This window comes from Carnobacterium sp. 17-4, from assembly GCF_000195575.1.
GTDB lineage: Bacteria > Bacillota > Bacilli > Lactobacillales > Carnobacteriaceae > Carnobacterium_B.
The window spans coordinates 1705903-1726362 of the sequence record NC_015391.1 but is presented as its reverse complement, the minus strand read 5'-3'; the positions used below and the strand labels follow the sequence as shown (position 1 = coordinate 1726362).

Below are 20460 nucleotides of genomic sequence, written 5' to 3'. Positions count from 1 at the left end.
GTTTCGTGAATTTTGTGCCAAAAGTCAGAAGACAGGAGAGATACCATGAACAATTTACTGGCTAATATCGCCTGGGTGGGAATCATTAGTTTAGTCAGCATCAACCTATTCATTGTTCTTTTTACGGTTATCATTAATCAAAAAGATCGATTAAATAAAAAAAGCTATCAAAAAGCTCACCAACAAATCAAACCAATCGTAAAAGGAATGATCAAGGATCCAAGTCAGCTGATGGAAAGATTATTCTTTTTTAAAACTAAGGTAGAACGAAAAGCAGTCTTTCATTCGCTTATGAGCTATGCTCAAAAACCTGAAACAGTTAAAAATAGTTTGTGGACACTAGAACAGTTAGGTTTTTTGGATGAATTAATAAAAGATGCTTCAAAAAAGTTAACTTTGCGGCATATACAGCTGTTTAGTCAGCTCGGTTTCCATAAAGCATTCCCTATCTTAATGAAGGGGACAACGAGTAAAAATTATGAAATTGGATACAACTCTTTTTATGCTCTTTCATTGTTGCCTTTGTCAGAAAAGGAGCTTCCGATTTATATCGAATCTTTATTAAAATCATCTATTATGAGAGACCGTATAGTTGATATGTTAAACCATCTGCATATAGATGTTAAAACTATTCTTCATTTCTTAGAAAAAGTTACATTGGACAAAGATAAAGTCATCTTATTATTGGTTTTAAAGAATCGTCTAAAGAAACAAGATTCTTTATTGGCAAACCAAATCTTGCCTTATTTAGAAGGATCAAAAGAAGTTCGGATAGCCACTATTCATGCATTGGCTGCAAGCGAAAATGAATTTTACTTTCCATTTTTCCAAGAACTGTATTTAAAAGAAACCGATTGGCAAGTACGGGCAGTAGTATCAAAAAATCTTTCATTATTAAATGCACCTGGTGAGCTGAAATTATTAACCGATATGCTAAAGGACGAAAACTGGTGGGTACGCCATAATGCTATGAACACCTTGAAAAAACGTTATCCAGATAATGCCATAATTAATCAGAAAGTTGAGGTATTGGAAAATGCTGATCAACTGACACAACTACAAACCAAAAGGAGTGAAACTAAGTGATACTGATAGAAAAATTCATTTACTTTTACAGCTTATTTATTTTAGGCTATTCCATTACCGTTACAGCCTTGTATCTTATTCTTATCGTTGTATCTTGGAAACGATTAAGAGAATTTGTTGGAATTATTCAAACAAATATTACAAGTGTTACTCATTATACTAAACCGATTTCTATTGTAGTGCCTGCTTATAATGAAGAACAAACAATTGTGGACAGTGTCCACTCTTTTATGCAGTTAGATTACCCAGAATTTGAAGTGATCGTCGTTAATGACGGATCAACTGATCAGACAATGGATAAGCTCATTCAGTTTTTTGATTTATATCCTGTAGAACTAGATAGCGATATGAAAATTGAAACAACTCCTATCAGACAAGCTTATAAATCACATACATATTCAGATTTGATTTTATTAGACAAAGAAAATGGTGGCAAAGCAGACGCATTAAATGCAGGTATTAATGCGTCAGTGTATCCGTTGTTTTGTGCGATCGATGCGGATTGTATCATTGAAAAAGATGCCTTGTTGCGAATCGTTTCGCCATTTCTTAAACATGAAGAAACGATTGCAGTAGGTGGAATGGTTCGGATTGCAAATGGTAGTGACATAAAAGATGGGCAGATCGTTAAAACTAAAGTACCTCAAAAGATGATTGAACGGTTTCAAGTTATTGAATATTTTCGAGCCTTTTTAACTAGTCGTATCGGTTGGCAGCGATACAACGCATTGATGATCATTTCAGGAGCATTTGGCCTATTCAAAAAATCCGCCGTATTAGACGTTGGAGGATTTGAAAGAACGATCGGAGAAGATATGGAGCTTATTTTAAGATTACATGAAAAGTTTCGCCAAACCGGTGAACCATATCACATTGGTTTTGCATCAGATGCAGTTTGTTGGACACAAGCACCTGACAGCTATAAAGGATTGGAAAGTCAGCGGATAAGGTGGCACAGAGGGCTATTTGATTCTTTGAATAGACATCGAAAAATGATAAGCAATCCTAAATACGGTTCTGTTGGACTAGCTTCTATGCCGTACTTCTTTTTAGTAGAGTTATTGGGACCAGTTATTGAGATGGTCGGATATATTGTTATGGCATTAGCCATTTACTTGAATATTCTTTCTTCAACTGTGGCACTTATCTTTTTGGTAACGTGTTTGATGGGAATTCTATTTTCTTATTCGGCCATTTTATTTGAAGAAATCTCTTATAAACGTTATGGCAATTTGAAGGATATTTTATTGTTATTTATGGTAAGTATTTTAGAACAGTTTTATTACCGTCAGCTAACGGTGTGGTGGAGAGTAAAAGCATTCTTTAATTACAGCAAAGGCAGTAAACAATGGGGAACGATCGAGCGCAAAAACTTTGATTCAAAAATAAAAAATCAATAAAACGCAAAAAGCTTAAGAAAAAGGACTCTGTCGGCCGGTATGTAGTGGTATTAAAGAATTTGACAATGAAACTTTGAGTGATTTTATTAATCAAGCGAATATGAAATCGTATCAAGCTAAAAAACCAGGTAGAAATTGTATTATGGCTTAACTGTTCTATGGAAAACCTAGACACATAATAATATCAGTACCTTAAATATTTTTAGAAAAGTGACAGAAATTTGACTGAGTTAATCCAAATTGGAATAGGTATGAAAAAGACTAGTCTTATGCTATTTATCACTGAATTCAATTTAGGAATAAATCGTTTTGAAAACCGGTTGGACAGCTTTTTGTAAAAAATTAAGAAAGTATTAAAATTTGTTTGGACAACTTTAGAAGAGTTTGCTATTCTAAAGGTACATAGCGATCACATAGAGCAAATAAACCTAACAATTTTTTGAACAGCAATTATTTACATTATTTCATAAAGTTGCTTTGGAGGGGTAATGCTTGCACATAGCTTGAAAGGTATGAGATGATTTGGGAGAATTTCCTGGATCATTTTTTTGTTTCATTATTTAGGTCTAAAGGCTTAGATAAATCTTAAGAATAATTAGGTATACTGGCTATAAGAATAAATTTAGTAACTGCAAATAAGCAAAAAAATGTGATGGAGGGTTTTAAAATGACACAGTTTAAAAAAATTGGATTAACAGCTTTAGCATCAATGAGCTTATTGGGAGCTTCTTTACTTATTATGCCGCAATCTGCTAGTGCAACGACGAACGGTATCGATACAACAGTAGTAGATGAAAAATGGGGTAAACCGACTTTCATCTATGGCGGTGGACTATCTGAAAATCAAATAACAGAAACGGAAGACCTTTTAGGAATTGAAAACCCAGAAAATGTAGCTGTCGGAAGCGTGACAGGTCAAGACTTGATAAACTATTTAGGTGATGGTTCCGGAAATACGTCCAGCATGATTTCATCTGTATTGGTACAAAAACAAGATGCTGGTGAAGGTGTTGATGTTGAAATTGTCACTCCAGAAAACATTAGCCAAATTACACAAGATCAATATGCAAATGCTGCTATTACTGCAGGAGTAACCGACGTGAAAATCGAAGTAGCAAGTGTCAGCAAGGTTACAGGAGAAAGTGCCTTAACTGGTATTTACAAAGCGTTTGACGTTAATGGAGAAGAATTAGACCAAGAACGTATGGAAGTAGCACAAGATGAATTAGAAACAACGAATGATATTGCACAAGAAAATGAGGGTAATGAAGAATTTGATACTGCTAAATTTGATCAAGCGATCATTGACATCAAACAAAGTTTAGCAGAATTAAAAGAGCAGCAAGGCGAGCTAGCTACGAAAGAAGATGTTGAACGCATCATTAATGAAGCGTTAGAAAAAAATAATTTGCAAAATGCTGTTACACAAGATCAAATTGATCAATTAATGGCTTTATTTGAAAAATACCAACAAACAAGTGCCATTGATTCGGCAGAAGTAAAAGAACAATTAAAAAACTTATCTGAAACGGTTCAAAATAGATTCGGAGACGCCTTAAAGCAAGCTGAAGATAGCGGCCTAGTGGATAAAGTCGGCAACTTCTTTAGTCAAATATGGAATGCTATTGTAGGATTATTTAACTAAGATGTAGTTTAAACGAGCTCGTTAAGAGGAAAATAGGCACAAAAAAAATAAATATTTAGTTCGACCAATAAAAAAACCTTATTGCACTTAAGTAGACGCAATAAGGTTTTTTTAACACATTCAGAGTCGATTTCCGTTTGAGTTGATGCAATAAGGGTTAGTTCGATTAACTCAGAGTCGATTTCCGTTTGAGTTGATGCAATAAGGGTTAGTTCGATTAACTCAGAGTCGATTTCCGTTTGAGTTGATGCAATAAGGGTTAGTTCGATTAACTCAGAGTCGATTTCCGTTTGAGTTGATGCAACAAGGGTTAATTCGATTAGCTCAGAGTCGATTTCCATTTGAGTTGATGCAACAAGGGTTAATTCGATTAGCTCAGAGTCTACTTCCGTTTGATTAGACAGAATAAGGATTGAAATTACAAAATTGCTTATTTGTATTTCTATATTTAACTTTTAAATAGGTCTTAATGAAGTAAACTTTTTTATATTAAAGAGAGAACTAAGAAATTTTATTCGAAATCGTAGTGAAGTCCCCAGTCTTTTCTTAATGTATCCATGATTTCCATTACATCATGTGTAAGAGCAAGTGATGGATTTGGACCATCTGACAAAATCATGTTGGTAATATCAGCTATTTCATAATTCATAGCTTGCTTGGTATCCCCAGCTTCAACGGTTTCCACTGAACCATCTGGCATAGTTAATGTTGCTTTGTCTGCACGAGGAAAATCATTGACTGTAATAAAACCATTTTCAAAAGCAACAATTCCTGTTTTGGGCATTTTAGCTCTAAAGGTAAGAGAAATAGTAGCCAATTCATTTTGATCATTTTTCAATAAAATCCCCGATTGTTCATCCACACCTGTTTCATAAAAATTCATTGTTGTATGAATTTCTTTGGGTTGACTAGATAAGAAGAAGCGAGCGAACGATAGGGCGTAAATTCCAATATCTAGTAAACCTCCACCAGCAAGATCTTTGTTAAAAAAACGATTGGTTGGATCTTCTTCTTTTAAACTTCCGAATGAAACCTGAATCATCTTTAACTTTCCAAGGGATCCACTTTGAGCGATTTCTTTTAGTTTGTGGTAAAGGGGCATATGGTAAATGACCATTGCTTCTGCTAATACTAATTTCTTTTCTTTAGCTAACTTCATAGCTTGAGTTAATTGACCATTGTTCATGGTGATGGCTTTTTCTGATAAAACATGTTTGCCATGTTCTAAACTTTTTAAAATCAATTCAGCATGATGGCTATGTGGTGTAGCAATATAAACAACATCAATAGATGGGTCTTCTAGTAGTGCATCATATGAACCGTATGATTTTTCAATCGCATGTTTTTGGGCAAATGCTGCTGCTTTTTCATCATTTCGTGAACCAGCAGCATAAAGTACGGCATTCTCAACATCAAACGCCTCCGCAAATTCAGTTGCAATTTGACCTAAACCTAAAATCCCCCAATTTAATTTTTTCATAGAAAGCCTCCTAAAATTTAGTTAATCAGTAATGACTCTATTCTACCATTGAAAAACACTGGATTGAAAGAAGAAAGCAGCCAGAACTATTTTTTATAGAAAACCTATAGAACTAAGGCATTCAAATTTGAAAGTTAACGTAATAGGTGTAAAATAAAGGTAGCACTTATTTGATAGATTTATTAATTGAAAGGGGAATGATTAAGATGCATGAAGCGTTAGTAGAAATTGTTTTAAGAGCTATAAAGGAGCAGTTTGTTAGCGAAAAAGCTTTTTACACCTCACAATTAGGCATTTCGCCACAAAGTTGGGACCGATGGAAGAAAGGTAACCAAGGGTTAAAACCTGAAAATATGAATAAGATTTCGCGACTATTTACAGACTATGAATGGATGCTGGTTCAAAAAGTTTGTCGAAATGCTACATTTTTTCCAGAAGTCAAAGCCAATCCAGTTAATGAATATGTAGCTATTAAATTTCATGTAGCACAAAAGTGGGTAAACAGTGGTATTGCTGAGCTTGAATTTAAAAAAGAAGCGGAAGAACAATTGACTGAACACCATCGAAAACAGAATACGACTATTCTTAGAATTGAAGTGGAGTACGATTTTTGGAGTTACAAAGACATCATTGAATTGCGTTTACCTGGAGTTATCCAACAACAAATAAAAACCGATAAACCAAATTTATTAGAATGGTTCAACCAAAATATTCAGGATGCGTAGCTCAACTAAAAAAGGATGCTTAGTGGCTTGAAAGAGACTCAAATATAACAAGTATATGATACAACTAAATAATAACCCACTACTTTAGACTTATTGTAGTGGGTTATTATTTACATCTAGCTTAAGCTTTGACATGCTCAGTTTTTTGGAGCGCTTTCTTTTGACCACAGCAATGAAATGATTTATTCTTAAATTGTTAAATAGATAAAGAAGGAAGGGCTTCGCATGTTGATTGATTCTTATCCGTATTTGTTATTTAATGGTAATGCAGAAGAGGCGTTGAATTTTTATGCAACGGTTTTTAAAGCAGAGATTTTAGATATGAGTAAATACAAGGATATGCCACCGCACCCAGATAACCCCGTCCTGCCTGATGAAATTCAAAATAAAGTGATGAATGCAACCTTGCAGCTTACAAATGGAAGCTATTTGATGTTTTCTGATAACCCACTTGAAGGTGAAGCCGGTTATAAGCAAGGCAACAACATATCTGTTACTTTAGTTTATGAAACAGCAGAGGAAACTCGTGAGGTATTTGACCAATTGAAAGTAGATGGGAAGATATCGATGCCACTTGGGGAAACATTTTGGAGTCCTTTATTTGGAAATGTTGTTGATCGGTTTGGAGTTGAATGGCAGATTTCGACCTTTGTGCCCGGAATGATGGATAAAGCTGAATAAACCGATTGAAAAAGAAATGTTATGGATAAAAAAGTCTAGTAAATGAAAGTTGATAGAAAATTATATAAAGAAGAGGTTGGGATTTTTATCCCAACCTCTTCTTTAATAATTAAATCGTAATTTTTAAATCATTGGATTTTAGAAGTTTTGATTTGATAAGAAATGGTTTAAATAGCAGAGTTAAAAGAGCTGGTAAAACAACAACTACGAATAGATAATAAAAAGTAGCAGCCATTCCTTGAGAAGAAGCGATACCAAAAACAGCTACTAGAGCGCATAATCCCATCCCTGCAATCTCAGCAGAAGCTTCCAAACCAAATATCAGAACCCCCACAGGGGCTAATAGCGTTCCAAGAATTAGTGGGAACAATGCCACTTTGGGATGTTTAAGAATATTTCCTGTTTGAAGTTTTGGTGTAATGATTAGTTGAGCTAGAAATGTACCGGCATCATTATCTTTCAAGCTGAGAAAAGCAAAGACTGTGAATTGCACACTGCATCCAATTAAAGCAGCAGCTCCAGCGGAACCATCCAACTGCAAAGCGAGTGCAATGGCTGCAGATGAAGCCGGGGATAAAATAAGTAGGCCGAAAATCAGTCCTAAAACCATTGAAGATAAAAGTGGAAAGCCAGCTACAGAAGAAGTAATCAGTAAAGAGATGTTATTCAGCGTATAGGCGATTGGGGCAGACAAAAAGTAACCCACTATCCCACTGATTAAGATACTTGCAAATGGTACTAGAATCATATTAAATCGCGTTTTGTTAAATATAAAGGTACCCACTGCAATGGCGATACCAATTGCAACTAAAGCGCCGACAGGTTCACCACTTTTTAAAGAAAGTATGCCATCGGAAAAAATATATGCACGTCCACCGATAACGCCGGCTGCAGTTGCACTCAATAATGTTAGAATATCGGTTTTTAAATAATAACTAATCCCAATACCTAAACCAGGAATCAACAAAGTCTTTGTAACCGCACCAATCGTAACAAGCGTGGAAAAACCCAACAATTCTCCGATACTTTGAATCAACAGTCCAATACCTAAAGTTACCACTACAGCAGCAGCGATACCTTGGGATGCTTTGTAAAGGTGATCTGTTAATGTTTCATTTTTCATTCATAATCCTCCAAAAAAAGATTTACTGTTAAAATTAATCGGTATTAATGTTATTATAAAGGAGTAAAATCAAAAGTACACTAACTTCACATCATAGTGTATTTTTGATGTATCACATTAAGTAAAAGTAGATTGGAGTCTTTAAAAAATGAAGAAAAATTTAGCACTACTACTGATAGCAACAGGTATATTAGGAGGGTGTGAACAATTCAACCAAGAAGCATCCGTACAATCTAGTCAATCTGCAGAAACGAGTTCTTCAAGTGTTTCTTTAACACCAGAAGAAGAACAAAAATTAGCAGAAGAAGCAGAACATCAAGCAATGCTAGATGCTTTGCCAGACGTCTCAACAGAAGATTGGAATCTAGAATTAGTCAATAACTGGACAAAAATAGATGAATCGATTGAAAGACCTTTAAGTGCCTTGTCAAATGGGTTACTGGTAGACCAACGAATTATTGAAGATTATACTGCGATGACTGAGGCTGGAAAAGAAGCAGGTCATGAAATCGTAGCTGTTTCCACATTCCGTTCCGTTGATTTGCAAACAACAAATTACAATAATAGAATTCAAGAGTACCTAGATCAGGGAAACTCAAAAGAAGAAGCAATCAAGTTAACGGAAGATTATATTGCTATACCTGGTGGCAGCGAGCATCATACAGGCCTTGCAATTGATGTAATGGATACAGAGTGGCTAAATTCAGGAAAAGGATTGATTGCTGAATTTGATACTCAAGAATCTCAACAGTGGTTAGTTGAACACGCAGCTGAATATGGATTTGTTCTTCGATTCCCTAAAGGAAAGGAAGAACAAACAGGAATTGAATATGAATCTTGGCATTTTCGTTATGTTGGAAAAGAGAACGCAGCTTACATGAAAAACTATGAGTTGTCTTTAGAAGAATACGTTGCTTTATTAAGCGAAGCTGGTAAATAATCTTAGTTTCGTGAACTTTTTTTAAATGAGAGGAAGAAAGATGTGCCCCTTAAAAAGCAAAAAAAGAAAGTCTACAAAACAACTAAACGCAAGAATACAAAAAAAATCGTTCCTAGCTATATCTTGATGACTCTTTTTATTTTTGTATTTATCTTCCTGGGTACACTCTATTTCTTAAGTCAAGAAGTCTCAGAAGTACACATGACGCAAGAGGAGACTTTAGATGAAGAACAATTTATTGTTCAAATTGCAGACTATTCTAAAGTGCTGCAAGAAAAGTATGGAGTATTGCCGAGTATCAGTATTGCTCAAGCTATACTTGAATCAGATTGGGGCAATAGTGAACTTTCGATTAAAAATAATAATTATTATGGAATTAAAGGCAGCAGTTTAGAACCGACTGCAACGATGACGACCAAAGAGTATGTAGATGGAGAATGGATTGAAATTAAAGCAGATTTCAGAAAATACGCAACTTGGCAGGAGTCTATGGAAGACCACTCTGAATTGTTTACTAAGGGAACAACATGGAATGAGGATCAATATGCGAAAGTCTTAGCAGCAGCAGATTACAAAGAAGCTGCTTACGCTTTACAAGAAAGTGGCTATGCTACTGATCCAGACTATCCAGAAAAACTGATTCGGTTAATCGAACAATACAACTTAAATCAGTATGATTAAAAAGACAGACTTGGTTCCTTCTATGAGAATGAATCAAGTCTTCATCTTATAGAGAAAGAAATCGCTTCATAAAGTTATAGAATGGTAGCATTTAGAATAGACATTCGTTAAAATAAGGACTATGAAACTAACTAATGAGGTGAAAAGAATGGAAGAAAAAAAAGGATCTCCTAGTATCACTACTGATTTAAGAAAACACTATGTGTCTGTGCCGGAAATTATTGATACAGCTAGTGGCATTATCATAAACGGAAAAAGATTTCGTTCGTTAATATTTACAACTGATATTGCAATTATTATGAATAACGATGCTGATGCTGTTATTGCAGTATATCCGTTTTCACCTCATCCAGCGATTATTCAAGGGATTACCAATGTAGCAAGTATGCCTGTTCTAGCTGGAGTAGGTGGAGGCATTACCAATGGTCATCGTTCGGCAAACATTGCTTTATTTGCTGAAGCTCATGGCTGTATTGGAGTCGTGCTTAATTCTCCAACGCCCACAGAAACGTATCAAGAAATAGATCAAGTAGTGGATATTCCAATTATTTCAACTATTGTTTCTGAGTTTTCGGATATTCAATCAAAACTGGACGCTGGAGTAGACATTCTTAATGTCAGTGGAGCAGCACGCACAACACATATTGTACGTGAAATACGTAAAAAATTTCCTAAAGTACCCATAATTGCAACAGGTGGACCAACAGATGAGAGTATAAAAGAAACCATAGCTGCTGGCGCGAATGCGATTACATATACACCACCAAGCAATGGAGAATTATTTAGTGAATTAATGAAGAAATACCGAGGTCAAGAAGAAATGAATTATGAGCGGCGACAAGAGTTAGAAGAGAAAGAATAAAGAAAAGGTTGGTGTAGAAATGAAAAATCGGAACAACACTAAAGGCAAGAAACTTCCGTTATGGGCAATAATAAGTATCGTAATTGTTTTTCTTCTAGTAATTGGTGGAGGAATCATAGGGTATACAGCCTGGACTGAAGCAAGAGATGAAAAGGCTGCTCAAAAAACAGCAGATACCTTCATTGCGGCTTTAGAAAAACAAGATTATCCAGCTATGAGCCAAGTAGTTTCAGAAGAATCATTGAAAGAAATTGATTATACAAAAAAAACTATGGCTGAGCGGTATGAAACAGTATACGGGGGTATAGGAGCAGCGGAGTTAACCGTATCTGATTTGAAACTTGCACAAGATGAAGAAACGGATCAATATACATTGTCTTATACCGTTAATATGGAGACGGCTTTAGGCTCGTTAGATGAAAAAAATTATGAAACAACGTTATCTCAAACTGAAAATGAGTATCAAGTAGATTGGAATACACATCTTATTTTCCCTGATATGGAACCAACAGACAAAATTTCTATCATCACAACTGTCGGCGAAAGAGGAGATATTTTAGATAAAGATGGATCTCCATTAGCAACAGAAGGTACTTCTTGGCAAGCTGGGATGCAACCTTCCGCTTTGGGAGAAGAAGACCAAAAAACAACAAATTTAGAAAAAATTGCTGAAACATATGATGTAACTATAGAAGAATTGGAAAATCTTTTAAAGCAAGGATGGGTAACACCTGATAGTTTTGTTCCATTTAAAACTATGGCTAAAGATGCTGAATTGCCTCAAGTTGCTGGAGTAGTGTATCAAGAAGTTACTGCGCGTACCTATCCTTTAAACGAAGCAGCAGCTCACTTAATCGGATATGTTGGAGAAGTTTCCGCAGAAGATATTGAAAAAGATCCCATTCTAAGAACTGGAGACACCATTGGGAAATCTGGTTTAGAAGCCACTTACGATGAACGTTTAAGAGGACAAAAGGGTGGACGCATAGAAATCCAAACAAGTGACAGCGAATTAAAAACGGTATTACAAGAAACAGAAGTCCAAAATGGTGAAGATATTACACTAACCATTGATGCTGAAATGCAACAAGCAGCTTATGATCAATTAGCAGGCGAGAGTGGCTCATCTGTATTCATGAATCCAACAGATGGCAGTTTGTTAGTATTAGTCAGCACACCATCTTATGATGCGAACTTGATGTCAAGTGGTATTAGTTCAGAGGATTATCAAGCGTATGCTGATGCCCCAATGAGTCCATTTCTAGCTCGTTATGCTGCTGGTTATGCACCAGGATCAACTTTTAAAGTGGTCACAGCGGGTATCGGTTTAGATGCAGGAACGATCATTCCAGAAGAGACTCAGGAAATCGACGGATTATCTTGGCAAAAAGATGCTTCTTGGGGCGACTATAAAGTAACTCGTGTTAAGGATACTCCAAGTGTGAATTTAGCAGATGCATTTGCATATTCAGATAATATTTATTTTGCACGAGAAGCGTTGGAAATGGGTAGAGAAGTCTATGAAGCAGGCTTATCAAAGTATATTTTTGGTGAAGATTTGAAATTACCGATTGCAATGAATCCAGCACAAATATCTAATAGTGGCACACTAGATTCAGAAGGTCTACTGGCAGATACCGCATTTGGTCAAGGTGAATTGTTGCTTAATCTAATTCAACAAGCGGTAACGTATACTCCTTTTGCAAATGATGGAAACCTTGTATACCCTAAACTGACAGCTGATCAAGAAACAGCTGAGTCCAAACAGGCTGTTACACCAGAATCAGCAGCGATTATTAAAGAAGATTTAGTTCAAACAGTACAGAAAGAATATGGATCCTCTCATAAATTAGCTGTTATTGACCAAAAAACTGCAGCTAAAACGGGTACAGCAGAAACAAGAGAAGCTGAAACAGAAGGCGAAGATGCAGAAACAAATGGTTTCTTATTAGCCTTTGATGCTGAAAACAGCAGTTACTTGATGATATCTATGATAGAAGGGAAATCAAGTGGAACAGTAATTGATGCGATGCTTCCAATGCTTGAAAAAATGGGTACTTACTAGTAAAAGACTAGCAGTTGAAATTAGTTGAAAAAAGTGGTATATTATTTCTACTTTGTAAAAACACAGAAAAATTTGAAGGAGACAATGATAAATGAATTCAGACCCCGATAGTCAGTCGTTGATAGGACAGATATTAATTATCGTTATATTGACAGCAGTTAATGCATTTTTTGCATCAGCAGAAATGGCATTCGTTTCGATAGATCAAGGAAAAATAAGAGAAAAGGCAGCTAAAGGTGATAAGAAGTCTTTGAATATCTTGAAGCTGTTAAGCAACTCTGATAACTTCTTAGCTACTATACAAGTAGCCATAACCTTAGCAGGATTCTTTTCAAGTGCATCCGCAGCAACCAGTTTTGCAACGCGCCTCGAACCCTATTTATCAACTATTCCAGGTGGGGCACAAATAGCAACATTTGTCGTGACGATCGTGCTATCTTATATAACCCTTGTATTTGGGGAATTATATCCAAAGCAAGTAGCTCTACAAAAAGCTGAAGAGGTTGCTCGTGCTACTTCTGGTACTATTCTAGTAGTACAAACATTTGCTAAACCTTTTGTACGATTACTTTCTTTTTCAACAAATATTTTAAAGAAATTAACACCAATAGATTTTACAGAAGAAAAAGAAAAATTAACGCGTGACGAATTTCGTGCTTACCTAGAAAATAGTCAACTAGCTGGAGCAATTGATCCGGATGAATTTACTATGCTAAAAGGAATCTTATCCATGGATACAAAAATGGCCAGAGAGATCATGGTTCCGCGTACCGATACATTTATGATTGATTATAGAGATGGAAGTGAAGTAAACATTCCTCAACTATTAGATATTCCTTATTCTCGTGTACCTGTTTATATAGAAGACAAGGACAGTATTATTGGGATTATCCATGTGAAGAATTTGTTGAAAGCTTCTCGAACAACCAAAATCGATGATATTGATCTAAAAGATATTTTAAATCCAGCTTTATTTGTTCCTGAAACCATTCATATTGATGATTTACTTTATGAACTAAGACGCACGCGTAACCAACTTGCGGTATTAAATGATGAATACGGTGGAGTCGTTGGTATTGTGACGTTAGAAGATTTACTTGAAGAAATAGTAGGGGATATCGATGATGAATACGATGAAACGTATAATATGATTGAACAAGTATCCGAAAGTATTTATTTAGTAGATGGTTCTACTCAGTTATCAAAATTTAATGAGTTTTTTGGAACAGAAATAGAATCAAACGATGTAGATTCTATTGCCGGCTATTTCATTACCCAATATGGAAATATTCCTCAACCAGATGATAACGCCAATGTGGAATATGAAAATTACTTGTTAAAAGCCGATAAAGTAGAAGGTTCACGATTAGTGAGTCTTTATGTAGAACGATTAAACACCATTGATGATGAAGAAAATGAATTAAAAGAAGATTAAACTTAACCTCCAGAAGGGATAAACTTCCGGAGGTTTTTTTGTCGCACATCTATAGTGGTACAAACTAATGGTTAGTGATTTTTCGTTACCGAAAAATTTTCTATATTAAACACATTTTGTTACAGAAAAGTTACCTAATTTGTATTTACTAGATAAGATAGGCGAAAATAACGAGTAGAGGCGTTCTAGCTGATATTTGGTGATGGAAATGGGCTAAGAATATCGAGTAGAAGCTGTCAAGGCAACATTTTTTTCCAAGAGTAGCATGAATAAACTTAATTTAAATCACACAAAAAGTACATTGCCCAAATGACAATGTACTTTTTGTGTGTAGTAAGAAAGATTTCTATTCTGTCATAGAAGAAGAATTGGTCGATGAATCTTCTTCCACAGGGGGTTCAGACTCTATTACTTCTGGATCACCCGAGTCTACTGGTTCAGATTCCACAGGTTCAGATTCTACAGGTTTTGATTCTTCAGGTTGTGGAGTTGGTTTTGGTTTAGACTCAATAACTGGTGTAGATTCTTTTGGTTCAGTCACGGGTGTCTGAGTAGGTTGTTTAGATGTCTTTGGTTTAGATGTACTATTTTTTGAGCTTGAACTTTTTGGTTTAGAGTAAGTGTCATTAGAATATGTAGGGGTGTAGCTACTCGATTCAGTCGGTTCAATACTTTCATACTCAACGCTCGAATCTTCGTCTTCTTCCACTTCTTCTGGTTCACTTTCAACAGTCTCTTCCATTTCTTCAATGTCCGGCTGATGATCGCTTAAGAAAAATAGTTTTGAATCTTTTCGAAAAACATTATTCTTATCTTCAGATACAGTAGAGCTAGCTTCAGATTCCACAATAGCAGACTCAACTTCTTCTGCAGTAGATGATGTCGTTTCAGTCTTAGCAAGACTTTTTGACCATGGTTTTTCTTGGTTTGTCCCAATAACGAGCACTACTATTAGAATGACAAATAAAATGCCTAGATACCAATATTGTTTAATAAGTTCTAGTAAACTTTTATTACCCATGCCAAACTCCTTTCTTAAATTGCTTTAGTTTAATAGTATAACAATCCCTTTATAAATTCTAGCTTAATTTATGAGTATTCAGTAAAAATGACTATTAAATAACGGAGTGTACAATGGTTGGTTAGGGAAAATGTTCGTGTTTTTATACTATATACTAATTGGAGTTTGAAAATGATTGACCTTTTACGTGAAAAAGCGTATATTCAAGGTGAATGGATGACTATTTCGAGTCTTTTTCAACGCTTATGAACTCATAAGTAACGAGAAAGCTTTTTTATTCTGCTCTAAATCTATTAACGAAAAGAAAGGCTGGGCCTCATGAAAGAATTAGAAGAACGTATTTTAAGAGATGGGAATGTTTTAGGAGGAGAAGTTTTAAAAGTAGATAACTTTTTAAATCATCAAATTGATCCTAAACTTATGCAATCTATAGGAAATGAATTTGCTAAACATTATGCGAATAAAGGTATTACAAGAATAGTAACGATTGAATCCTCAGGTATTGCACCTGCTGTATTCGCAGGATTAGCTTTAGGAGTTCCAGTGGTGTTTGCACGTAAGAAAAAAAGTTTAACACTAACAGATGATTTGTATTCGACAGATGTTTATTCATTTACTAAAAAATCAACGAGTACGATCGTTATTTCTAAAAAGTTTCTAGAAAAAACAGATCGCATACTATTGATCGATGACTTTTTAGCTAATGGGCAAGCAGCTAAAGGATTAATAAAATTATGTCATGAAGCACAAGCGACGGTTGTTGGCATCGGTATTGTCATTGAGAAATCCTTTCAGGTTGGCCGTCAATTGCTTGAAGAAGAAAACTATGATGTTTACTCGTTAGCACGCATTCGTGCTTTCGAAGAGGGACAAGTGAAATTTGTAGAGGAATAAATTGAGTACATGAATAATGAGGAGCTGCTCTAAAAGCTAAAAGATAGCTTTTGGTTCAGCTCCTTATTTAAGTACTTGAGTTATTGTTGTTTTCCTTGCTATTTAAAGGAATTTTGATAATCTTATAGAAGAATAAAATTTTTATCAATCAGTCAGGAGAGAAAAAAATGGAAGTAGATTTATCTTTTTTACTATTAATATTTGTCATTAACGTTGTTTACATCTCTTTGAACACTATCCGTTTTATGTTAACCATGAAAAGCTATCGCTTAGCAGCCTCACTCGTTTCAATGGTTGAGGTGACTATTTATGTTGTCGGTTTAGGATTAGTGTTGGATAGTTTAGATAATTATCTTAATCTGGCTGTTTATGCTTTAGGATACGGAGTCGGTATTGCTCTTGGAATCAAAATTGAAGAATTTTTAGCTCTGGGATACATTATGGTTACCGCCATTGTTCCAAATTTAGAAACGAAGATGCCTGAAGAATTACGTAATTTAGGATACGGTGTAACAACAAGTCTTGCATTTGGTCGTGAAGGAGATCGAATGGTCTTAGAAATCTTGACGCCTAGAAAAACGGAACGCAAACTGTATAAACAAATCAGTGAAATTGAACCTAAAACATTTATTATCTCTTATGAACCTAAGTACATCAATGGCGGATTTTGGACTAAAAAAGTGAAAAAACGCCGTAAAGAAATTAGAAATGAAGAGAATAAATAAAAGCAAATAAGTTATATTAAAATGTTTACTGAATGGGTAATCAATTTTCAAGGTTGTCAATGACAGATGGCAAAATAACTGATAAACTAGGAATGAGAAGATAAAAAGTAATATAAATTGTTTTAGAAGGTAGTGATAGTTTTGTCTAATCTAATTAGTCCAGGGAAAATGATTGGGATCATTGGTGGCGGAGAAATAGCACGTATGCTAGCTTTATCTGCTAAAAAAATGGGCTATCGGATAGGTGTATTGGATCCTGAAGAAGGGTGTCCAGCAGCTCAGATTTCAGATTGGCAAATAATTGCTCCGTTTGATAATCAAGAAGCATTGATGGATTTTGCAATGAAATGTGATGTAGTAACATATGAATGTGATAATATTGATGCACATTCAATAATAAGAATGAAAAAAACAGTATCTGTTCCACAAGGTGCTGATTTACTGTCCATTACTCAAGATCGATTATTAGAAAAAGCGTATTTAGAAGCCAGTAATATCAATTTGGCTCCTTATGCCACGATTGTTACAGTAGAGGATATTAAAGGAGCAATAGACGGGATTGGATTTCCATGTGTGTTGAAGACCATCAGCGAACGACATAATGGAAAAGATCGTTTTGTTCTTCAAAGCGAAGAAGATATTCCAAAAGCAGCTTATTTATTGAAAATGGGTACGTGCGTAATGGAAGCTTGGATACCATTTGAGCGGGAATTATCTGTCATGGTCGCACGAAACCAAGCTAATGAAGTAGTTGTTTTTCCAGTATCAGAAAATATCCATTGGAATTCAATTTTACAGGAATGTATAGTTCCGGCTCGAGTTGACCAGTATGTTGAAGAAGAAATAAAACGCATTGCTAGGGCTGTTGCTGAAAAATTTGAGCTGATAGGGGTTTTAGGAATTGAACTGTTTATCACTTCCAGTGGCACTCTTTATGTAAATGAAGTGATTCCAAGACCTCATCACTCAGGAAACTACAGTATTGAAGCCTGTTCTATGTCTCAATATGATGCGCATATTCGTGCAATTTGTGGTTGGCCTTTACCGGAAATTGAGCTGATTACTCCAGCAGTCATGGTGACTATTTTAAGTGAGCATGAAGCAGCAGCAAAGGTCCAAATCCAATTAAAACCGGATTGGAACTTTTATTATTATGGCAAAGAAAACCCAGAAAAAGGGCAAAAGATAGGTCATATTACAGTAGCAACAAAAAATATCGAAAAAACACTGTCCACAATTGCGGATACAGGAATCTGGAAATAGGGAGTTAAGATAATTATGATAGAACGTTACACAAGACCTGAAATGGCGGCCATTTGGTCCGATGAGAATCGTTACAACACTTGGTTAGAGGTCGAAATATTGGCTGCTGAAGCTTGGGTTGAATTAGGAGAAATCCCTAAAGAAGATGTGCAGAAGATTCGTGCAAATGCTTCGTTTGAAGTTGAGCGTATTTTAGAAATCGAAAAAGAAACCAGACATGACGTGGTGGCTTTTACACGCGCAGTTTCTGAATCATTAGGAGAAGAACGCAAGTGGGTCCATTATGGATTAACAAGTACCGATGTTGTTGATACTGCTTATGGGTACCAATTGAAACAAGTAAATGATGTGTTGCGTCAAGATTTACAAAAGTTTTTAGAAATAATTGGTGAAAAAGCTAAAGAACATAAATATACTGTTATGATGGGCCGTACTCATGGCGTGCATGCTGAACCGACTACCTTTGGGTTGAAATTAGCTCTTTGGTATTCAGAAATGAAACGCAACATTGAGCGTTTTGAACATGCAGCAAAGGGTGTCGAAGCTGGGAAAATAAGTGGAGCAGTTGGAACATTTGCCAACGTTCCAACTTTTGTTGAAAAGTATGTCTGTGAAAATCTAGGAACGAGAGCACAAGAAATTTCAACTCAAGTTCTGCCACGTGATTTACATGCTGAATATGTAGCTACAATGTCTTTAATTGCTACCAGTATTGAAAAATTTGCTACAGAGATTCGTGGACTGCAAAAATCCGAAACGCGTGAAGTTGAAGAGTTTTTTGCAAAAGGCCAAAAAGGATCATCAGCTATGCCGCATAAACGCAATCCTATTGGTTCTGAAAATGTAACGGGGCTAGCACGTGTCATCAGAGGTCACATGGTAACAGCATACGAAAATGTTGCTTTATGGCATGAACGCGATATTTCTCATTCATCTGCTGAACGTATTATTCTTCCAGATTCAACTATCTTATTAAATTACATGTTAAATCGTTTTGGAACGATTGTTGAAAAATTAACTGTTTTCCCAGAAAACATGAAACGCAATATGAACGCAACGTTTGGATTGATTTATAGCCAACGTGTATTGCTTAAACTGATTGATAATGGCATGAGCCGTGAAGCTGCATATGATTTGATCCAACCAAAAACAGCTATAGCTTGGGATGAACAAGTATTATTCCGTCCTTTACTTGAACAAGACGAAAAAATCATGTCTATATTGACTACTAAAGACCTTGATGATGCCTTTGATTACAACTATCATTTAAGAAACGTAGATGAAATTTTCCACAGAGTTGGTCTAGGTGAATAAAACTCTTCATGTAAATTTAAAAGCAATGGACTACTAACTAAAGTATAAAAGCATAGGAATCTTTATTTTTCCTATGTTTTTTTTAACACCTTTTTTTAAGAGAATTGACGACGTAAAAACGGATAAAGGAAGACTTAGGAGGGTGGATAATGGGAATAGAAAAGGCAAAAGTTGTGATAGCGATGCTGCTATTTGGATCAATTGGGTTGATGGTCAAAAATATTGAACTGACTTCAAGTGAAATTGCTCTTTATCGTGGAGTATTAGGTAGCTTATTCTTGTTGGTTTTCATGCTTTTTAAGAGAAATAAGGTTTCGTATGGGTTATTAAAAAAGAATGCAGTCGTGCTATTTTTTTCTGGAACAGCTATAGGCTTAAACTGGATTTTATTATTTGAAGCTTATAACTATACAACGATTTCAAATGCTACGTTGAGCTATTATTTTGCCCCGGTAATCGTGATGGTTGTTTCTCCTTTTTTACTGAAAGAAAAATGGATGCTGAATAAAGCAGGGAGCATTCTGTTGGCTATGGTTGGCATGTTTTTAGTCGTAGGGACAAACAATCAATCAAGTATGGGTCACACTCATTCGGTTGGAATCTTTTATGGCTTAGGAGCAGCTATTTTATATGCAAGTGTCATGATGTTAAATAAATTTATAAAAGATTTGACTAGTTTAGAAAGCACAATGATTCAACTAATGGTTGCTTCTGTGGTACTCGCTCCTTATGTCTTCTTTACACAAGGTTTCGATGTAGTAGGGATAACGATCACGTCAATTCCTTATCTTATCATTTTAGGGATCGTACATACCGGATTAGCGTATGTATTGTATTTTTCAGCGATGCAAAAATTAAAGAGTCAAACGGTTGCTCTGTTGAGTTACATTGACCCAGTTGCTGCAGTAGTGATGTCAGCACTTTTCTTAGGAGAAGCAATGAGCGGTATTCAAATCTTTGGTGGGTTATTAATATTGAGTTCAACATTCATTGGAGGACTGAAATGGCCTAAACAGACTGCTTTAACAATTGAAGAGAAAATAAAATAAAAAAAGACAAAAGAAATTTGCCTTTTATGTGGTCTTCAACTATTGAAGGTCCGCTTTAAAAAGCGGACCTC

19 protein-coding genes are annotated in these 20460 nt (G+C 35.5%); 15 read left to right on the top strand and 4 right to left on the bottom strand.

The features are described 5' to 3' along the window. The first annotated feature begins 45 nt into the window (after positions 1-45). The 3 genes from CAR_RS08260 to CAR_RS08250 all read left to right on the top strand — a co-directional run bounded on the left by CAR_RS08260 (position 46) and on the right by CAR_RS08250 (position 4131). Entirely contained in the window at positions 46-1086 is a 1041-nt protein-coding gene (locus CAR_RS08260; RefSeq protein WP_041556459.1) for a HEAT repeat domain-containing protein, read from the top strand. Beyond that, positions 1083-2486 carry a glycosyltransferase family 2 protein gene (locus CAR_RS08255; protein WP_013711260.1) on the top strand — a complete coding sequence of 468 codons (1404 nt, stop codon included), beginning with the start codon at positions 1083-1085 and terminating at the stop codon, positions 2484-2486. Before CAR_RS08260 ends, CAR_RS08255 begins: the two co-directional genes overlap by 4 nt. Positions 2487-3153: 667 nt before the next feature. Continuing rightward, complete coding sequence (locus tag CAR_RS08250; RefSeq protein ID WP_148229406.1) at positions 3154-4131, top strand: DUF1002 domain-containing protein; 978 nt, start codon at positions 3154-3156, stop codon at positions 4129-4131. A gap of 8 nt (positions 4132-4139) precedes the next feature. Here the strand turns inward: CAR_RS08250 and CAR_RS13095 are convergent, their stop codons facing one another. Next, entirely contained in the window at positions 4140-4472 is a 333-nt protein-coding gene (locus CAR_RS13095) for a hypothetical protein (RefSeq protein ID WP_013711258.1), read from the bottom strand. A 170-nt stretch (positions 4473-4642) separates the two neighbouring features. Then, the gene (locus CAR_RS08245) at positions 4643-5611 is read right to left on the bottom strand and encodes a Gfo/Idh/MocA family protein (RefSeq protein WP_013711257.1); all 969 of its coding nucleotides are present in this window, start codon (positions 5609-5611) and stop codon (positions 4643-4645) included. Between the two features lie 206 nt (positions 5612-5817). Between CAR_RS08245 and CAR_RS08240 the strand changes: the two genes are divergently transcribed. Together CAR_RS08240 and CAR_RS08235 are read left to right on the top strand one after the other, a co-directional pair. Next, a complete protein-coding gene (locus CAR_RS08240) occupies positions 5818-6336 on the top strand; it encodes a hypothetical protein (RefSeq protein ID WP_013711256.1) in 519 nt (172 codons plus the stop codon). A 225-nt stretch (positions 6337-6561) separates the two neighbouring features. Next, positions 6562-7017 carry a VOC family protein gene (locus tag CAR_RS08235; RefSeq protein ID WP_013711255.1) on the top strand — a complete coding sequence of 152 codons (456 nt, stop codon included), beginning with the start codon at positions 6562-6564 and terminating at the stop codon, positions 7015-7017. 109 nt (positions 7018-7126) lie between these two features. On the opposite strand, the gene CAR_RS08230 is transcribed toward CAR_RS08235, so the two are convergent. Beyond that, entirely contained in the window at positions 7127-8140 is a 1014-nt protein-coding gene (locus CAR_RS08230; protein ID WP_013711254.1) for a PTS sugar transporter subunit IIC, read from the bottom strand. 148 nt (positions 8141-8288) lie between these two features. Here CAR_RS08230 and CAR_RS08225 point away from each other — a divergent pair, with 148 nt between their 5' ends. The 5 genes from CAR_RS08225 (at position 8289) to CAR_RS08205 (ending at position 14123) form a co-directional block, all read left to right on the top strand. Then, entirely contained in the window at positions 8289-9080 is a 792-nt protein-coding gene (locus tag CAR_RS08225; RefSeq protein WP_013711253.1) for a M15 family metallopeptidase, read from the top strand. 42 nt (positions 9081-9122) lie between these two features. After that, a complete protein-coding gene (locus tag CAR_RS08220; protein ID WP_013711252.1) occupies positions 9123-9761 on the top strand; it encodes a glycoside hydrolase family 73 protein in 639 nt (212 codons plus the stop codon). Between the two features lie 148 nt (positions 9762-9909). Next, complete coding sequence (locus CAR_RS08215) at positions 9910-10623, top strand: hydrolase (RefSeq protein WP_041556457.1); 714 nt, start codon at positions 9910-9912, stop codon at positions 10621-10623. Between the two features lie 19 nt (positions 10624-10642). Continuing rightward, positions 10643-12688, top strand: coding sequence for a penicillin-binding protein PBP4(5) (gene pbp4, locus CAR_RS08210; protein ID WP_013711250.1), 2046 nt, complete (start codon positions 10643-10645; stop codon positions 12686-12688). 91 nt (positions 12689-12779) lie between these two features. Beyond that, positions 12780-14123 carry a hemolysin family protein gene (locus CAR_RS08205; protein WP_041556455.1) on the top strand — a complete coding sequence of 448 codons (1344 nt, stop codon included), beginning with the start codon at positions 12780-12782 and terminating at the stop codon, positions 14121-14123. Positions 14124-14469: 346 nt separating this feature from the next. Here CAR_RS08205 and CAR_RS08200 read toward each other — a convergent pair whose 3' ends face one another. Then, complete coding sequence (locus CAR_RS08200) at positions 14470-15144, bottom strand: hypothetical protein (RefSeq protein WP_013711248.1); 675 nt, start codon at positions 15142-15144, stop codon at positions 14470-14472. A gap of 318 nt (positions 15145-15462) precedes the next feature. Here CAR_RS08200 and CAR_RS08195 point away from each other — a divergent pair, with 318 nt between their 5' ends. From CAR_RS08195 to CAR_RS08175, 5 genes are all read left to right on the top strand, one after another. Beyond that, positions 15463-16038: a xanthine phosphoribosyltransferase gene (locus tag CAR_RS08195; protein ID WP_013711247.1), complete on the top strand. Its 576-nt coding sequence runs from the start codon at positions 15463-15465 to the stop codon at positions 16036-16038. Between the two features lie 167 nt (positions 16039-16205). Next, positions 16206-16763, top strand: coding sequence for a DUF2179 domain-containing protein (locus CAR_RS08190; protein ID WP_013711246.1), 558 nt, complete (start codon positions 16206-16208; stop codon positions 16761-16763). A 132-nt stretch (positions 16764-16895) separates the two neighbouring features. Next, positions 16896-18026 (top strand): 5-(carboxyamino)imidazole ribonucleotide synthase, encoded by a 1131-nt coding sequence (gene purK / locus CAR_RS08185; RefSeq protein WP_443101005.1) that lies wholly within the window; start codon positions 16896-16898, stop codon positions 18024-18026. A 15-nt stretch (positions 18027-18041) separates the two neighbouring features. Next, on the top strand, positions 18042-19340 hold the full coding sequence (gene purB, locus CAR_RS08180; RefSeq protein WP_013711244.1) for an adenylosuccinate lyase: 1299 nt from the start codon (positions 18042-18044) through the stop codon (positions 19338-19340). A gap of 149 nt (positions 19341-19489) precedes the next feature. Further along, complete coding sequence (locus CAR_RS08175) at positions 19490-20389, top strand: DMT family transporter (protein ID WP_013711243.1); 900 nt, start codon at positions 19490-19492, stop codon at positions 20387-20389. Positions 20390-20460: the final 71 nt, after the last annotated feature.

Bases quoted from the DNA above. Each gene is read 5' to 3' on its own strand.
- CAR_RS08260 (WP_041556459.1), top strand. From the start codon at position 46: ATGAACAATTTACTGGCTAATATCGCCTGGGTGGGAATCATTAGTTTA.
- CAR_RS08250 (WP_148229406.1), top strand. From the start codon at position 3,154: ATGACACAGTTTAAAAAAATTGGATTAACAGCTTTAGCATCAATGAGC.
- CAR_RS13095 (WP_013711258.1), bottom strand. From the start codon at position 4,472: ATGGAAATCGACTCTGAGCTAATCGAATTAACCCTTGTTGCATCAACT.
- CAR_RS08245 (WP_013711257.1), bottom strand. From the start codon at position 5,611: ATGAAAAAATTAAATTGGGGGATTTTAGGTTTAGGTCAAATTGCAACT.
- CAR_RS08240 (WP_013711256.1), top strand. From the start codon at position 5,818: ATGCATGAAGCGTTAGTAGAAATTGTTTTAAGAGCTATAAAGGAGCAG.
- CAR_RS08235 (WP_013711255.1), top strand. From the start codon at position 6,562: ATGTTGATTGATTCTTATCCGTATTTGTTATTTAATGGTAATGCAGAA.
- CAR_RS08230 (WP_013711254.1), bottom strand. From the start codon at position 8,140: ATGAAAAATGAAACATTAACAGATCACCTTTACAAAGCATCCCAAGGT.
- CAR_RS08225 (WP_013711253.1), top strand. From the start codon at position 8,289: ATGAAGAAAAATTTAGCACTACTACTGATAGCAACAGGTATATTAGGA.
- CAR_RS08215 (WP_041556457.1), top strand. From the start codon at position 9,910: ATGGAAGAAAAAAAAGGATCTCCTAGTATCACTACTGATTTAAGAAAA.
- pbp4 (WP_013711250.1), top strand. From the start codon at position 10,643: ATGAAAAATCGGAACAACACTAAAGGCAAGAAACTTCCGTTATGGGCA.
- CAR_RS08205 (WP_041556455.1), top strand. From the start codon at position 12,780: ATGAATTCAGACCCCGATAGTCAGTCGTTGATAGGACAGATATTAATT.
- CAR_RS08200 (WP_013711248.1), bottom strand. From the start codon at position 15,144: ATGGGTAATAAAAGTTTACTAGAACTTATTAAACAATATTGGTATCTA.
- CAR_RS08195 (WP_013711247.1), top strand. From the start codon at position 15,463: ATGAAAGAATTAGAAGAACGTATTTTAAGAGATGGGAATGTTTTAGGA.
- CAR_RS08190 (WP_013711246.1), top strand. From the start codon at position 16,206: ATGGAAGTAGATTTATCTTTTTTACTATTAATATTTGTCATTAACGTT.
- purB (WP_013711244.1), top strand. From the start codon at position 18,042: ATGATAGAACGTTACACAAGACCTGAAATGGCGGCCATTTGGTCCGAT.
- CAR_RS08175 (WP_013711243.1), top strand. From the start codon at position 19,490: ATGGGAATAGAAAAGGCAAAAGTTGTGATAGCGATGCTGCTATTTGGA.